This window comes from Streptomyces sp. NPDC006450 (genome assembly GCF_040612195.1).
GTDB lineage: Bacteria > Actinomycetota > Actinomycetes > Streptomycetales > Streptomycetaceae > Streptomyces.
Window position 1 is genome coordinate 1 of sequence record NZ_JBEXPT010000148.1, and the last position, 14,660, is coordinate 14,660.

Consider the following 14,660-nt stretch of genomic DNA (forward strand, 5'->3'; position numbering starts at 1 on the left):
GCGGGCCTGCGCCACGCGGCCGAGACGGCCACCGCCGCGGCCGGGCTGCCGGCCCGGCCCTGGTACGACGCCCGTCGCCTCGACATCGACCTGCTCCTGTGGCGCCTTCGCGAACACCCCGACCTGGCGGCCTTCGTGGACCGCGCGATCGGCGCCCTGCGCGTCCATGACACCCAGTCCCGCCCGCCGCTCCTGCCCACCCTGGAGACGTACCTGGCCCACGCGGGCCGCAAGGCGGAGACCGCGCGCGAGCTCCACCTCAACCGCCAGACCCTCTACAACCGCCTGGCCCGCATCTCGGAGCTCCTGGGCGCGGACCTGGACGACCCGGAAACGGTCCTCTCCCTGAGCCTGGCCCTCCGCGCCCGCCGCCACACCGTTCCTTCCTGACGCGCCGGCCCCGCACGTGCAGGACCAGGCCGGCCGGAATCCGGCCCCGCCGGCGTTTGACGCGCGGGGTCCGGAACGGCCCCAGGGTCTTGGCGGGCCCGGGCAGTGCCCGGGGAACGGCGAAGGGCGGGTGGGGGACTTCGCCCCGCGCAGCGGCGCACCCGCATCCGCACCCGCAGCCGGGTCGCGTCGCGCCCGCTGCAGCACAGGGCGGCAAGCCCCGCCCCCGCCCGAGCGGGCTAGCGTCGGCGCGAGGTCAGTTCGTCGTACACCGACAGGACCTGAGCCACCGTGTCGTCCTCCGACGGCCACGTCAGCGCCTGGGCCCGCCCGGCCTCCGCCAGCGCCCCCCGCCGCGCGGGATCGGCCAACAGCCCGGCCACGGCACCGGCCAGCGCCCCCGCCTCTCCGTAAGGCACCAGCACGCCCGCCGAACCCACGAGCTCCGGCACACCGCCCACCGCCGTCGCCACCAGCGGCACGCCCATCCGCAGAGCCTCCTGCGCGAGCGGCGACCGCGCCTCCCACCGGCTCGGCAGCACCGCGACATCGGCCGCCGCCAGCAACCGCGCGGCGTCCCGGCGCCGCCCGAGCAGCCGTACCGGCAGCCGCTCCGCCTCGATGCGCCGCGCGAGCTCCGCCCGCATGGGACCCTCGCCCGCGATCACCAGCAGCGGCATCGGGTCCAGCGTCCGCCACTCACGCGCCGCGTCCAGCAGTACGGAGTACCCGCGCCGCGGCACCAGACTCCCGACCGCGATCAGCAACGGCCGCTCGACCGCGCCGAGTTCCGCCCGCACCTTCCCCGGGTCCGGAGCGTCCGGGGCACCGGACGGCCCGGAGGCCCCCGAAGGCACCGCCACCGCAGCCAGCCGCGCGTCCCGCGCCCCCCGCAACCGGGCCAGGTCCACCTGCGCCGAGGAGGCGCCGAGGACGATCGCCGCGGCCCGCGCGACGTGCCGTTCCAGCAGCAGGCCCAGGCGGCCGCTGCCGGGGCCGCCGCCGTGCCAGCTCACGACCAGCGGGACCCGCCGCCCGCGCAGGGCCAGCGCCGCGCGCATGCCGGCCCGTACGCCGTGCGCGTGCACCACGTCGGCCTCCACGCAGGCGGCCCGCAGCGCGCTCACCGCGTCGGGGGTGAACCGGGCGCCGGCGCCGGTGAAGTCGTACTCCCCCTCGGCCTCCACGGGCGCGCACACGGTGACCCGTACGCCGCGTGCGGCGAGCCCGGTGGCCAGCGACCGCACGTGCGCACCGCCGCTCGGGCCGCCGAGTACTTGGACGGTGCGAAGGACGGGGACCGGGACCGGGGAGCTGCTCACGGGCCGAAGCTCCAGGGTGAGGGAGGGAGGAAGGCAAGGACGTCGCCCAGAATGCCAGTCCGCACGCGCGTTCCGGGACCATACGGGTGCGGATCCCGTGGGAGTTACCGCCCGGGCCCCCCGATCCTCACCCACACGGGCTAGCCGTGCGTCAGCCCGATGACCTTCATGACAATGAAAATCCCTACTCCGGATCCCGGGCAGCCGCGAGCAGCTCCTCCGCGTGCGCCCGCGCCGACGCCGAGTCCTCGTGGCCGGCCAGCATCCGCGACAGCTCGCGGATCCGGGCCTCGCCCTCCAGGACGGTGACGCCACTGCGGGTCACGGACCCGTCGTTGGTCTTCTCGACCAGCAGTTGCCGGTCCGCGAAGGCGGCCACCTGCGGCAGGTGCGTGACGACGACGACCTGAGCCGACTTGGCCAGCTTCGCGAGCCGCCGTCCGACCTCCACGGCCGCCTTGCCGCCGACGCCCGCGTCGACCTCGTCGAAGAGGTACGTGGGCACCGGGTCGGAGCCCGCGAAGACGACCTCGACGGCGAGCATCACCCGGGACAGTTCACCGCCCGAGGCGCCCTTGGCGATCGGCCGCGGCTGGGCACCGGGGTGCGGGGCCAGCAGCAGTTCGACCTCGTCGACGCCCGAGGGCCCGTACGCGACGAGCCGGCCGCCGACCTCGACCCCGTCGGGGTCCTCGGTCTGCCGGACGTCGATGGTGACCCGCGCGTGCGGCATCGCCAGGGAGGCCAGCTCCTCGGTGACGGCGGACGCGAAGCGGGTCGCCGCTTCGCCCCGCGCGTCGGTCAGCGCCTGGGCCAGTGCGGAGAGTTCGAGCCGCAGGCCGTCGCGCTCGGCGGTCAGCTCGTCGATGCGCTCGTCGTCGCCGTCCAGCTCCAGCAGCCGTACCGAACCCCGTTCGGCCCACTCCAGGACGGAGTCCACGCCGTTATCGGCGGATCCGTACTTCCGGATCAGCTGGGTCAGCGCCGCCCGCCGCTCCTCCACGGCCGCCAGCCGCAGCGGATCGGCGTCCAGATCGTCCGCGTACCCGGCGAGTTCCCCGGCCACGTCCCCGAGCAGGATGCCCAGTTCCCCGATCCGTTCGGCGAGCGCGCCGAGCGCCGGGTCGTGGGAACGTACGGATTCCAGTGCGCGGTGCGCCCCGGCGACGAGCGCGCCCGCGTCGACGCCCTCCGGGTCCTCGACGTTGCCGGCGAGGGCCGCGTGCGCGACCTGGGCGGCCGAGGACAGGGATTCGGCGTGCCCGAGGCGCTCCGCCTCCGCCGCCAGCTCGGTGTCCTCACCCGAGAGCGGTTCCACGGCGGCGATCTCGTCGAGCCCGAAGCGCAGCAGATCGGCCTCCTGGGCGCGCTCCCGGGCCCGGGTGGTGATCTCCTCCAGCTCTCCCGCGACGGCGCGCAGCCTGCGGTGGGCTGCGGCGTACTTCTCCAGCGGGACGGCGACGGCGTCGCCCGCGTACCGGTCGAGGGCCTGGCGCTGCCGGGCGGGCCGGAGCAGTCCCTGCTGGTCGGTCTGGCCGTGGACGGCGACGAGGTCGTCGGCGAGTTCGGCGAGCAGCCCGACGGGCACGGAGCGGCCGCCGACGTGGGCGCGCGAGCGGCCCTCGGCGGAAACGGTCCGGCTGATCAGCAGTGCACCGTCGTCGAGCTCGGCGCCGGCCTCCTCGGCGCGCAGCGCCGCGGGAGCGTCCGGGCGCATGACGATGCGCCCTTCGACGACCGCCGCCTTGGCCCCGATCCGCACCAGGGCGGGGTCGGCGCGTCCGCCGAGCAACAGCCCGAGGCTGGTGACGACCATGGTCTTGCCCGCGCCGGTCTCGCCGGTCACCGCGGTGAAACCGGGTGACAGCTCGACCACAGCGTCGTCGATGACCCCGAGCGACCGTATCCGCATCTCCTCAAGCACGGGACGACGATACCGAGGTTTCATGGGTGCCATGTGACGTCACCCGCCCGAACCGATTCGAACAATCATGCTATTTACGTACGCGCGGTGCACAGAACCCGCCAGAACCCTTGCGGCGCCGGTACTGCGCCCGCGCCCGCCCCCCTACGGGACTAGTGCGGGGCCCCGCGCCATCCCGACACGGGCAGCGCGAACTTCGCGACGAGCCGGTCCGTGAACGACGCGTGGTGCAGCCGGGCGAGCCGCACCGGCACCGCCCCCCGCCGGACCTCCACACGGGCCCCGGACGGCAGCTCCACCGTCCGCCGCCCGTCGCACCACAGCACCCCGTGCGGAGTCCCGGTCTGCACCTCCACGGCCAGGACCGAGTCCGGCGAGGTCACCAACGGCTTCGCGAACAGCGCGTGCGCGCTGATCGGCACCATCAGCAGCGCCTCCACCTCCGGCCAGACCACCGGTCCGCCGGCCGAGAAGGCGTACGCCGTCGAGCCCGTCGGCGTCGCGCAGACGATCCCGTCGCAGCCGAAGCCGGACACCGGGCGCCCGTCGATCTCCAGGACCACCTCCAGCATCCGCTCCGGGGACACCTTCTGGACGGCCGCCTCGTTCAGCGCCCAGTCCCGGTGCACCACGTCCCCGTTGGTGCGCACGATCACATCGAGGGTCATCCGCTCCTCGACCTCGTAGTCCCGCGTCACGACCCGGGCCACGACCTTGTCCAGGTCGTCCCGCTCCGCCTCCGCGAGGAAGCCCACCCGGCCCAGGTTGACGCCGAGCATCGGCACTCCCGAGCCGCGTGCGAACTCCGCTCCGCGCAGCAGCGTCCCGTCGCCCCCCAGCACGATCAGCAGCTCGCACCCGTCGAGCACCTCCGGGGTGCACTCGGACTCCGCCACCAGCTCCACCTCGGGCGGCAGCGGCAGGTCCACCGCCTCGTGCCGCAGCACCCGTACGCCCAGACCGCTGCGCAGCAGACCCTGCACCACCAGCTCGGCGCTGCGGATGGCCGCGGGCCGCCCGGTGTGCGCGAGCAGGAAGACGGTCCGCTTCCCCGGTTCCCCTGACTTCCCCGACTGTGCCGGGTCCCCCGAAAGATCAGTCACTGCGGCCCCTCCGCCACTGCACGGTCAACATCCGCCGGGTCGAGTGCCGGTGCCCCCGCCCGCAGCCACAGAAAATACTCGACGTTGCCCGAGGGGCCCGGAAGCGGGCTCGCGGTCACCCCGAGCACGCCCAGGCCCAGCTTCCACGCCTGCGCCGCGACGTCACGCACGGCCTCGGCGCGCAGCTCCGTACTGCGCACCACGCCACCGCTGCCGAGCCGGTCCTTGCCGACCTCGAACTGCGGCTTGACCATCAGCACCAGATCCGCGTCCGGCGCGCAGCAGCGTACGAGCGCGGGCAGCACCAGCCCGATGGAGATGAAGGACAGATCACCGACGACCAGGTCCACGGGCACCCCGTCGATCAGCTCCACCGTCAGCTCGCGCACGTTGGTGCGGTCCTTCACGGTGACCCGGTCATCGCTCTGCAGGGACCAGGCGAGCTGCCCGTACCCGACGTCGACGGCCATCACGTGGTCCACCCCGGCGCGCAGCAGCACGTCGGTGAATCCACCGGTCGAGGCGCCCGCGTCGAGCGCCCGGCGGCCCTCCACGCGCAGCCCCTGGGGCTGGAAGGCCGCGAGCGCCCCCGCCAGCTTGTGGCCGCCCCGGGAGACGTAGTCGGGGTCGCTGTCGTCCTTGAGGACGACGAGGGCCGCGCTGGTCTCGACCTGGGTGGCCGGCTTCGTCGCCGTGTTGCCGCCCACGGTCACCCGGCCGGCGGCGATCAGCTGCGCGGCGTGCTCGCGCGAGCGGGCCATGCTGCGGCGTACCAGTTCGGCGTCCAGGCGGCGGCGTGCCACTCCTGCCACGATCGGTTCAGCTCCTGTTTTCGTGCGGACGGGGGCCTTCGGTCGCGTCCAGCGCGGTCAGCGCGGAGCGCAGCCCCCTGTGCACATCCTCGTACACCTCGACGTGTCCGTCCGCCGGGAGGTGGTCCACGTCGGCCAGCCGCTCCAGGGCGGCATCCACTGCGGCGTGCCCGGTGGGGGTGCGGACGACGCCCAGCGCGACCGGCCCGGCGGGCGCGGTCGGGGCTTCGTCCGGCTCCTGGGCGGCGGCGGGCACTTCTTCGCTCATGCCCCGACGCTACCGCGTAGGGCACCCGCGGCCGCGCACGGCTCTGCGGTACGGTCGGGATCACGATGGCTACGATCGAGGAGTGCCGTGCGGCACTCGACCAACTCTCAGACAACCTGGCGCGGGCCGAAGGCGACGTGCGCGGTGCGACCGCGCTCGACCGCTCGCTGAGCTGCCACATCACCGACCTGGACCGGACCTTCACGGGCCGCCTCGACGGAGGCCGGATCCGCGTGGACGCGGTGGCACCCGGCCCGCCGTCCGCGAAGGCCGAGATCCGGCTCGCGATGACCGGCGACGACCTCGTCGCCCTGGTCGCCGGCGACCTGAAGTTCCCCAAGGCCTGGGCCTCGGGCCGCATCCGCCTGGAGGCCGGCTTCCGCGATCTCCTCCGCCTCAAGAGCCTGCTCTAACCACCTTCGGCCTCGCCGGCGTCCGAGGCGCGGGGGCCGGGGCGGAGCCCCGTGCCTTGAGCCGCACGCGGCAGACCGGGCCCCGCCGACTCCGGCCCCGCCGCGTTCGAGGAGGGGCCGGGAGCCGGCCCTCGGCGGCGGCGCCGCACTCGCCCCTAGCCGGCGCGAGCCACCCGCGCCGCGGGTATCACCAGCGGCGTCCCCGTCTCCGGGTCCGAAATGACCTGGCACCGCAGCCCGAACACCCGCTCCACCAGCTCCGCCGTGACCACCTCGGCCGGCGGTCCCTGCGCCACGATCTTCCCGTCGCGCATCGCGATCAGGTGAGTCGCGTAGCGCGCCGCGTGGTTCAGATCGTGCAGCACCGCGACGAGCGTCCGCCCCTGCTCCTCGTGCAGTTCCGCGCAGAGGTTCAGCACCTCGATCTGGTGCTGGATGTCCAGGTAGGTCGTCGGCTCGTCCAGCAGCAGCAGCGGCGTCTGCTGCGCCAGAGCCATCGCGATCCACACCCGCTGGCGCTGCCCGCCCGACAGCTCGTCCACCGCCCGGTCCGCGAGTTCGGCGACCCCGGTGGAGGCCATCGACTCGTTCACGATCCGCTCGTCGTCCGCCGACCACTGCCGCAGCAGCCCCTGGTGCGGGTAGCGGCCCCGCGAGACCAGGTCCGACACCGTGATCCCGTCCGGGGCGATCGAGGACTGCGGCAGCAGACCCAGCGTCCTGGCCACCTTCTTCGCCGGCATCGATCCGATGGCCTGACCGTCCAGCAGCACCCGCCCCGCCGTCGGCTTCAGCATCCGCGACAGCGCCCGCAGCAGGGTGGACTTGCCGCAGGCGTTGGGGCCGACGATCACGGTGAAGGAGTGGTCGGGGATCTCCACCGACAGGTTCTCGGCGATGACCCGCTGGTCGTAGCCGAGGGTCACGTTCTCCGCGGTCAGCCGCTGCACTTGCCTGCTCCTCTGGTTGCTCATGCCCCTCTGGTCCCTCTGGTCCCTCATATGCGGCCTGCCTTGCGCTCGGTGACGAGCAGCCCGAGCAGGTAGCAGCCGCCGACCAGGCCCGTCACCACTCCCACCGGCAACTGGTCGGCACCGAAGGCCCGCTGTGAGGCCCAGTCGGACACCAACAGCAGGAGGGCGCCCATCAGCGCACCGGTCAGCAGACTCGCCCCGGGCGAGCGGGTCAGCCGGCGCGCGAGCTGCGGCGCCGCCAGCGCGACGAAACTGATCGGCCCGGCCGCGGCGCTGGCCGCGGTGGTGAGCAGGATCGCCGCCCCCATCAGCAGCAGCCGGGTCCGCTCCACCCGCACCCCGACGGCGTACGCCGCGTCGTCGCCCATCTCGATCATCCGCAGGGCCCGGCTCTGGCCGAGGACCAGCGGGAACAGCACCGCGCACGTCGCCAGCAGCGGCCAGACCTGCGCCCAGTCCCGGCCGGCCAGCGAGCCGGTCAGCCAGACCATCGCCCGGGTGGCCTCGACGAGCTGCGCCTTCGTCAGCAGGTACTGGATGACGGCCATCAGCATCGCGGAGGCGCCGATGCCGACGAGGACCAGCCGGTAGCCGTGGATGCCCTGCTTGTACGCGAGCAGGTACACGGCCGTTCCGGCCGCCAGCCCGCCCACGAGGGCCCCGACGGCCACCTCGCCGGCGCCGCCGTGGAACAGCACGATGACCAGCAGCGCGCCGACGGCCGACCCGTAGCCGAAGCCGAGGAGGTCCGGCGAGCCGAGCGGGTTGCGCGAGACGGACTGGAAGACGGCGCCGGCCATACCGAGGGCGGCGCCCACCAGGACGGCGACCAGGACCCGCGGCAGCCGCAGGTCGTTGACGATGAACTCGTGCGCGGGCGTGCCGTTGCCCAGCAGCGTCTGTACGACGTCCCGGGGAGCGATGTCGAAGTCGCCGGTGCCGATGAGCAGGACGGCCATCGCCAGGACGAGCACCAGGAGCAGCGCCCCCACGCCCAGCGCGCGCCACTCCACGCGCAGCGACATCCCGCCGGGCAGGCGCACCGGCCGGGGCCCGGTCCGGGCCCCGCGCGCCTTGACGGGTGCGTCGGTCACTGTCACAGCTGGGCCATCCTCTTGCGCCGGACGAGGTAGATGAAGACGGGTCCGCCGATGAGCGCGGTCACGATGCCGACCTGGAGTTCGGCGGGCCGGGTGACGACCCGGCCGATGACGTCGGCGCCGAGCAGCAGGACGGGCGAGAGCACCGCCGAGTACGCGAGCACCCAGCGCATGTCCGGGCCCGTGAAGAACCGTACGAGGTGCGGGACCATCAGGCCGACGAAGACGATCGGCCCGCAGGCGGCGGTCGCGGCCCCGCACAGCAGGGTGATGGCGGTCATCGCGCCGATCCGGGTCCGCGTCAGGTGCGCACCGAGCGCCCGGGCGGTGTCGTCGCCCATCGCCATGGCGTTGAGCGGTCGGCCCAGGCTGAGCGCGAGGACGGCGCCGACCAGCAGGAAGGGCGCCACTTGCCGGACGGTCTCCATGTTCGCGGAGGCGAGCGAACCCACCGTCCAGAAGCGGAGCTTGTCCAGCGCCTTGCTGTCCATCAGCTGCACGGCGTTGATGTACCCGACGAGGGCCGCGCTGGCCGCCGTACCGGCGAGGGCCAGGCGCACGGGCGTGGCGCTGCGGCTGCCGCCGAGCACGTACACGACCACGGAGACGACGGCGGCGCCCAGGAAGGCCCACCACACGAACTCGCGCAGCGAGGAAGCCCCGAAGAAGCTGATGGCCGATACGACGGCGGCCGCGGCCCCGGCGTTGATGCCGAGGATCCCCGGTTCGGCCAGCGGGTTGCGGGTCAGGGCCTGCATCACCGCGCCGGACAGTCCGAGGCCGAGGCCGACGAGCACGCCGAGGAGGGTGCGCGGGATCCGCAGGTCCCGCACGACGACGTCGGAGGTCGTCCCCGAGTAGTGGAACAGGCCGTGCCAGACCTCGTGGAGGGGTATCTGCTTGGCGCCGACGGCGATGCTCGCCACCACGATCAGCGCGAGCACGCCGGAGGCGGCGAGCAGACCGGCGGCTCGCGCACCGTGGCGGGCGCGGGTGGCGGCGGCAGGCGCCGCGCTCGGTTCGGGGGGACTCTCGACCAACACGCAGGTTAGGCTAACCTACCCTCCACCCCGTTCGGCTCCCCCGAACAGCCCTCCGACCAGGACCTCGGTCCCTACAGCCCGAGCCTGGCCAGCGCCTTGCCCGCGTCCAGCCCGCACGAGCCGTCCCCCGCCTGGGTCCAGGCCGCCGCGCACAGCGCCCGCAACCCGTCGAGCGCATCGTTCGCGGTGCCGGCGCCGGAGGGTCCGGCTTCCTCACCCCGCGGCTCCCCCCGCAGCTCCAGTACGCCGTCCAGCGCCTCCGCCGTCCAGCTCCCGCAGCGGAACCCGCCCCCTTCGGCCGCCACCACCTCCGGCTGCCCGGTCAGCAGCCCGCGCAGGTCCCGGTCCACGTACGTCGGCCGGTACTTCGGCTCGGCCCGCAGCAGCTGCGCCGCGTCCGTCACGCCGGTCAGCACGAGCAGCGAGTCCACGTCCCCGTTGAAGGCGCCCTCGATATCGGTGTCCAGCCGGTCCCCCACCACGAGCGGCCGCTTCGCCCCGGTCCGCAGCACGGTCTCGCGGTGCATCGGGGGCAGCGGCTTGCCCGCCACCTGAGGCTCCGCGCCCGTCGCGATCCGTACGACCTCCACGGCAGCCCCGTTGCCCGGCGCGATCCCCCGCGTCCCGGGAATCGTCAGATCGGTGTTCGAGGCGAACCACGGCACGCCCCGGTTGATCGCGTACGAGGCCTCCGCGAACCGCCCCCACGGCAGATCGGGCCCCCCGTACCCCTGGACCACCGCGGCGAGTCCGTCCTCCTCGGCGGAGTCCACCGGCACCAGCCCGCGTTCGCGCAGCGCGACCCGCAGCCCCTCGCCACCGATCACCAGCACCTTCGCCCCGGGCTCCACCTGCCCGGCGATGAGGCGGGCCACCGCCTGCGCGGAGGTGATGACCTCGCCGGCCTCCGTCGGGATCCCCAGCTCGCTCAGGTGCTCGGCGACCGCGTCCGGGGTGCGCAGCGCGTTGTTCGTCACGTACGCCAGGTGCATCCCGTCGGCCCGCGCCGCGGCGAGCGAGTCCACGGCGTGCGCAATAGCCTCCCCGCCCGCGTACACCACGCCGTCGAGGTCCAGCAGGGCCGTGTCGTACGCCTGGTGCAGACTCCGCTCACTGCCCGCGGGAAGGGTCCTGCTCTGCCGGGTCATTGTGGTGGCTCCTTCCGGGCCCCTCCCAGCGGTAGCTGGGGGAGATCGATCTTGTCCGGTTTCCGTACTGCCCCGATCATCCCGCATGCCGAGACGGGTCTTACGATTCACCAATGACCACATCTGGCACCGCGGACCATGGACTGCGCCTGATCCCGTTCCATGGCCTGCGCTATGTCCCCGAGCGCGTCGGCAGTCTGGCCGCCGTGACCTCGCCGCCGTACGACGTGGTCGTACGCCCCGACGGACTCAACCACCTGGAGTCCGCCGACCCCCACAACATCGTCCGCCTGATCCTCCCGCAGGCCGACACCCCCGCCGCCCGCAACCAGCAGGCGGCGCACACGCTGCGCGACTGGCTCGCGGAGGGCATCCTCAGCGCCGACCCGGTACCCGCGCTGTACGTCTACGAGCAGCGCCGGGGCGAGCTGCTCCAGCGCGGGGTCATCGGCGCCCTCGCACTCTCCACGGCCGACGAGGGGATCGTCCTCCCCCACGAGGACGTCATGCCCCACGTGGTCACCGACCGCGCCGGCCTGATGCGCGCCACCTCGGCCAACCTCGAACCGCTCCTCCTGACCTACCTGGGCGACGACCCGGCGGCGGGCGCGGCAGCGGTCGTCGAGCGCACCGCCCACTCCACCCCGCTGTTCTCCACCACCACGGAGGACGGCTTCCAGCACCGGCTGTGGGCCATCACGGACCCCGCCGTCCTGGCGGCGATCACCGCCGACCTGGGCGACCGCCAGGCCCTCATCGCCGACGGCCACCACCGCTGGGCGACGTACCTGCGCCTCCAGGAGGAGCACGGCTCCCCCACCCCCTGGGACTTCGGCCTGGTCCTCCTCGTCGACACCGCCCGCTATCCGCTCCAGGTCCGCGCGATCCACCGGCTGCTCCGGCGCCTGTCCCCCGCCGACGCACTGGCCGCCCTCGACGGCCGCTTCCGGGTCCGCACCGTAGACGGCCCGCTGCCGACCGCCATGGCGGCCCTGGCGGAGGCGGCGGAGCTCGGCAACGCCTTCCTGCTCACCGGGGACGGCACCTTCCACCTGGTCACCGACCCCGAGCCGGCCCTGATCGAGCGCACCGTCCGCAGCGACCGCCCCGAGGCCTGGCGCCGTCTGGACGCCACGGTCCTCCACGCGACCCTGCTGGACACCCTCTGGGCCGTTCCCGACGCCCCCGAGCAGATCTCGTACATCCACGACACCGAGGCCACCGTCGAGATGGCGGAGCGCCTCGGCGGCACGGCCGTCCTGCTGCACCCCGTACGCGAGTCGGTCGTACGAGAACTGGCCCGCCAGGGCGTGACGATGCCCCGCAAGTCCACCTCGTTCGGCCCGAAGCCGGCCACCGGCCTGGTCCTGCGCAGCGTGGACTGACGGACCCCCCGACCAACGAAAAAAGGGCGGTACCCCCTCGGGGGTACCGCCCTTCTCAGCTCACTCAGCCGTCGTCGCGGACTCCGGCATCACGACGGTCGTCACCCTGACGGTCGTCGTCCTCGTCCTCGTCCTCGTCCTCGTCGAGAACGACGATCTCGTCGGTGACGTCCACGTCGGCGTCGACGTCGAGGTCACCCTCGTACTCGTCGTCGTCCTCGTCGTAGTACTCGGCCTGGTCGGAGGCGCGCTCGGCGGCCACGACCTCCGGGTCGTCGTCGTCCTCGTCGTCGAACTCGTCCTCGACGTCCACGTCCGCGTCGACGTCCGCGTCCACGTCCACGTCGTCGGCGGAGGCGTCGACGAACTCGACACCGTCCAGCTCGGCGAGACGGTCGGAGGCGTCCGTGGCCCCGTCCTTGTCGGCCTCGAGGGTCTTGGCGAACCAGTCGCGCGCCTCGTCCTCACGGCCGGCGGCCAGCAGGGCGTCCGCGTAGGCGTACCGCAGACGCGCGGTCCACGGCTGCACGGAGTTGGAGGCCAGCTCCGGGCTCTGCAGGGTCACGATGGCCGCGTCGAGCTGGTCCATGTCCCGGCGGGCTCCGGCCGCGACGAGACGCATCTCGACCTGTCCGGCCTTGTCCAGCTTCTGCACCTCGGGCTCGCCGGCCATGGCCAGCGCCCGCTCCGGACGGCCGAGGCCTCGCTCGCAGTCGGCCATGACGGGCCACAGCTCGACCGAACCGGTCATCCGCTTGGCGGCGCGGAACTCCGCGATGGCCTCGGCGTACTTCTGGTTGGCGTACGCGGCGAAGCCGGCGGCCTCGCGCACGGCGGCGACGCGGGAGGCCAGACGCAGGGCGATGCGCGAGTACGCGTACGCCTGCTCCGGGTCCTCGTCGATCAGCCGGGCCACCATGACCAGGTTCTTGGAGACTTCCTCGGCCAGCCCCTTGGGCAGGCTCAGCAGCTCCTGGCGAACGTCGGAGTCAATCTCGAAACCGGTGACATCGTCGTCGATCGGAAGCCGCTTGACCGGGTCCCGGTCCGCACGGAAGTCACGGTCGCCACCCCGGTCGTCACGACCGCGGAACCCACCACGGTCGCCACCCCGGTCGTCACGACGCGGATACGAGGGACGGTCGCCGCGGTCGTTGCCACGGTAGCCACCACGGTCGTCATCACGACGGGGGTACGAGGGACGGTCGCCACCGGAGGCACGGTCGTCACGACGCGGGTACGACGGGCGGTCGCCGCCACGGTCGTCACGACCGCGGAAGCCACCACGGTCGTCATCACGACGGGGGTAGGACGGACGGTCGCCACCGGAGGGGCGGTCGTCACGGCGCGGGTACGACGGGCGGTCGCCGCCACGGTCGTCGCGGCCGCCGCGGAAGCCACCACGGTCGTCATCACGACGGGGGTAGGACGGACGGTCGCCACCGGAGGGGCGGTCGTCACGGCGCGGGTACGAGGGACGGTCGCCGCGGTCGTTGCCGCGGAAGCCGCCACCGGAGGGACGGTCACCACGGTCGTCGCGGCGGAAGCCGCCACCAGCGGGACGGTCGCCACCACGGTCGTCACGACGCGGGAAGGACGGGCGGTCGCCGCCACGGTCGTCGCGGCCGCCGCGGAAGCCACCACGGTCGTCATCACGACGGGGGTAGGACGGGCGGTCGCCACCGGAGGGGCGGTCGTCACGACGGGGGTACGAGGGACGGTCGCCGCGGTCGTTGCCGCGGAAGCCGCCACCGGAGGGACGGTCACCACGGTCGTCGCGGCGGAAGCCGCCACCGGCGGGACGGTCGCCACCACGGGGGTCACGACGCGGGAAGGACGGGCGGTCGCCGCCACGGTCGTCGCGGCCGCCGCGGAACCCACCACGGTCGTCATCACGCCGCGGGTACGAGGGGCGGTCGCCGCGGTCGTTGCCGCGGAAGCCACCACCGGAGGGACGGTCACCACGGTCATCGCGGCGGAAGCCGCCGCCAGCGGGACGGTCGCCACCACGGTCATCGCGACGCGGGAAGGACGGACGGTCGCCACCGCCGGCCGGACGGCCACCACGGTCATCGCGGCGGAAGCCACCGCCGGAAGGACGGTCGCCACCACCGGAGGGACGGTCGTCGCGACGCGGGTACGACGGACGGTCGCCACCGCCGGCCGGACGGCCACCACGGTCGTCACGGCGGAAGCCACCGCCGGAAGGACGGTCGCCACCACGGTCATCGCGACGGAACGGCGGACGCTCGCCGCCACGGTCGTCACGGCCCCCGCGGTAGCCGCCCCTGTCACCGCCGTCGTTGCGCCGAGGCTCGCGCTCCGGACGATCGTCGGGAGAGTTGGACATGGGTGTGACTCCTGTCTTCGGGGTACCGCTAGTCATTCTCGCGCAACCAACCCATGGCCGCGCTTCGGCGTAAAGATCTGGAAAACAAAAAAGACCCCTGCTCCAGCGTTGAACGCTGGACCAGGGGTCCTTTGAAAAATTGTTCGGCGGTGTCCTACTCTCCCACAGGGTCCCCCCTGCAGTACCATCGGCGCTGAAAGGCTTAGCTTCCGGGTTCGGAATGTAACCGGGCGTTTCCCTAACGCTATGACCACCGAAACCCTAATCGGTTTCGAGCGAACAAGCACACTTTGTAGTTATGTTCTAGCTCTAGAAACCAGCAACAGTTCGTTGCTTCAGAACTAACACAGTGGACGCGAGCAACTGAGGACAAGCCCTCGGCCTATTAGTACCAGTCAGCTCCACCCGTTACCGGGCTTCCACATCTG

General features: G+C 73.2%; 13 protein-coding genes, 1 rRNA gene and 1 pseudogene. 3 read left to right on the top strand and 12 right to left on the bottom strand.

The features are described 5' to 3' along the window. On the top strand, nucleotides 1–390 hold a 390-nt coding region (locus ABZY57_RS29040; RefSeq protein ID WP_356516910.1), incomplete at its 5' end, for a helix-turn-helix domain-containing protein. Between the two features lie 239 nt (nucleotides 391–629). Here ABZY57_RS29040 and ABZY57_RS29045 read toward each other — a convergent pair. The 5 genes from ABZY57_RS29045 to ABZY57_RS29065 form a co-directional block, all read right to left on the bottom strand. Continuing rightward, complete coding sequence (locus tag ABZY57_RS29045; RefSeq protein WP_356516912.1) at nucleotides 630–1,712, bottom strand: glycosyltransferase family 4 protein; 1,083 nt, start codon at nucleotides 1,710–1,712, stop codon at nucleotides 630–632. A gap of 184 nt (nucleotides 1,713–1,896) precedes the next feature. Then, nucleotides 1,897–3,624: a DNA repair protein RecN gene (recN, locus tag ABZY57_RS29050; protein WP_356516927.1), complete on the bottom strand. Its 1,728-nt coding sequence runs from the start codon at nucleotides 3,622–3,624 to the stop codon at nucleotides 1,897–1,899. Between the two features lie 164 nt (nucleotides 3,625–3,788). Further along, nucleotides 3,789–4,739 (bottom strand): NAD kinase, encoded by a 951-nt coding sequence (locus ABZY57_RS29055; RefSeq protein WP_356516914.1) that lies wholly within the window; start codon nucleotides 4,737–4,739, stop codon nucleotides 3,789–3,791. After that, nucleotides 4,736–5,551 carry a TlyA family RNA methyltransferase gene (locus ABZY57_RS29060; protein WP_243342072.1) on the bottom strand — a complete coding sequence of 272 codons (816 nt, stop codon included), beginning with the start codon at nucleotides 5,549–5,551 and terminating at the stop codon, nucleotides 4,736–4,738. Before ABZY57_RS29060 ends, ABZY57_RS29055 begins: the two co-directional genes overlap by 4 nt. A 7-nt stretch (nucleotides 5,552–5,558) precedes the next feature. Further along, complete coding sequence (locus ABZY57_RS29065) at nucleotides 5,559–5,819, bottom strand: hypothetical protein (RefSeq protein ID WP_356516917.1); 261 nt, start codon at nucleotides 5,817–5,819, stop codon at nucleotides 5,559–5,561. A 65-nt stretch (nucleotides 5,820–5,884) separates the two neighbouring features. Here ABZY57_RS29065 and ABZY57_RS29070 point away from each other — a divergent pair, with 65 nt between their 5' ends. Next, complete coding sequence (locus tag ABZY57_RS29070; protein WP_274552579.1) at nucleotides 5,885–6,232, top strand: SCP2 sterol-binding domain-containing protein; 348 nt, start codon at nucleotides 5,885–5,887, stop codon at nucleotides 6,230–6,232. Between the two features lie 155 nt (nucleotides 6,233–6,387). On the opposite strand, the gene ABZY57_RS29075 is transcribed toward ABZY57_RS29070, so the two are convergent. The 4 genes from ABZY57_RS29075 to ABZY57_RS29090 all read right to left on the bottom strand — a co-directional run bounded on the left by ABZY57_RS29075 (nucleotide 6,388) and on the right by ABZY57_RS29090 (nucleotide 10,497). Beyond that, nucleotides 6,388–7,206 (bottom strand): ABC transporter ATP-binding protein, encoded by an 819-nt coding sequence (locus ABZY57_RS29075; protein WP_356516919.1) that lies wholly within the window; start codon nucleotides 7,204–7,206, stop codon nucleotides 6,388–6,390. 23 nt (nucleotides 7,207–7,229) lie between these two features. Next, nucleotides 7,230–8,231, bottom strand: coding sequence for an iron chelate uptake ABC transporter family permease subunit (locus tag ABZY57_RS29080; protein ID WP_356516929.1), 1,002 nt, complete (start codon nucleotides 8,229–8,231; stop codon nucleotides 7,230–7,232). 71 nt (nucleotides 8,232–8,302) lie between these two features. Beyond that, the gene (locus ABZY57_RS29085) at nucleotides 8,303–9,349 is read right to left on the bottom strand and encodes an iron chelate uptake ABC transporter family permease subunit (protein ID WP_356516921.1); all 1,047 of its coding nucleotides are present in this window, start codon (nucleotides 9,347–9,349) and stop codon (nucleotides 8,303–8,305) included. A gap of 71 nt (nucleotides 9,350–9,420) precedes the next feature. Beyond that, entirely contained in the window at nucleotides 9,421–10,497 is a 1,077-nt protein-coding gene (locus tag ABZY57_RS29090; protein WP_356516923.1) for an HAD-IIA family hydrolase, read from the bottom strand. Between the two features lie 113 nt (nucleotides 10,498–10,610). Between ABZY57_RS29090 and ABZY57_RS29095 the strand changes: the two genes are divergently transcribed. Beyond that, nucleotides 10,611–11,882 (top strand): DUF1015 domain-containing protein, encoded by a 1,272-nt coding sequence (locus ABZY57_RS29095; RefSeq protein WP_356516925.1) that lies wholly within the window; start codon nucleotides 10,611–10,613, stop codon nucleotides 11,880–11,882. Nucleotides 11,883–11,946: 64 nt separating this feature from the next. On the opposite strand, the gene ABZY57_RS29100 is transcribed toward ABZY57_RS29095, so the two are convergent. From ABZY57_RS29100 to rrf, 3 genes and pseudogenes are all read right to left on the bottom strand, one after another. After that, nucleotides 11,947–12,849, bottom strand: a complete 903-nt coding sequence (locus ABZY57_RS29100) for a hypothetical protein (protein WP_356516931.1) — start codon at nucleotides 12,847–12,849, stop codon at nucleotides 11,947–11,949. A 714-nt stretch (nucleotides 12,850–13,563) separates the two neighbouring features. Continuing rightward, nucleotides 13,564–14,193: pseudogene (locus ABZY57_RS29105) on the bottom strand (hypothetical protein); the annotation flags it as partial. Between the two features lie 180 nt (nucleotides 14,194–14,373). Continuing rightward, a 5S ribosomal RNA gene (rrf, locus tag ABZY57_RS29110) occupies nucleotides 14,374–14,490 on the bottom strand. Nucleotides 14,491–14,660 lie beyond the last annotated feature (170 nt).

Excerpts from the sequence above, each read along its gene's own strand:
- ABZY57_RS29095 (WP_356516925.1), top strand. The coding sequence starts at position 10,611 with ATGACCACATCTGGCACCGCGGACCATGGACTGCGCCTGATCCCGTTC.
- ABZY57_RS29070 (WP_274552579.1), top strand. The coding sequence starts at position 5,885 with ATGGCTACGATCGAGGAGTGCCGTGCGGCACTCGACCAACTCTCAGAC.
- ABZY57_RS29090 (WP_356516923.1), bottom strand. The coding sequence starts at position 10,497 with ATGACCCGGCAGAGCAGGACCCTTCCCGCGGGCAGTGAGCGGAGTCTG.
- ABZY57_RS29075 (WP_356516919.1), bottom strand. The coding sequence starts at position 7,206 with ATGAGCAACCAGAGGAGCAGGCAAGTGCAGCGGCTGACCGCGGAGAAC.
- ABZY57_RS29080 (WP_356516929.1), bottom strand. The coding sequence starts at position 8,231 with ATGTCGCTGCGCGTGGAGTGGCGCGCGCTGGGCGTGGGGGCGCTGCTC.
- ABZY57_RS29065 (WP_356516917.1), bottom strand. The coding sequence starts at position 5,819 with ATGAGCGAAGAAGTGCCCGCCGCCGCCCAGGAGCCGGACGAAGCCCCG.
- recN (WP_356516927.1), bottom strand. The coding sequence starts at position 3,624 with ATGCGGATACGGTCGCTCGGGGTCATCGACGACGCTGTGGTCGAGCTG.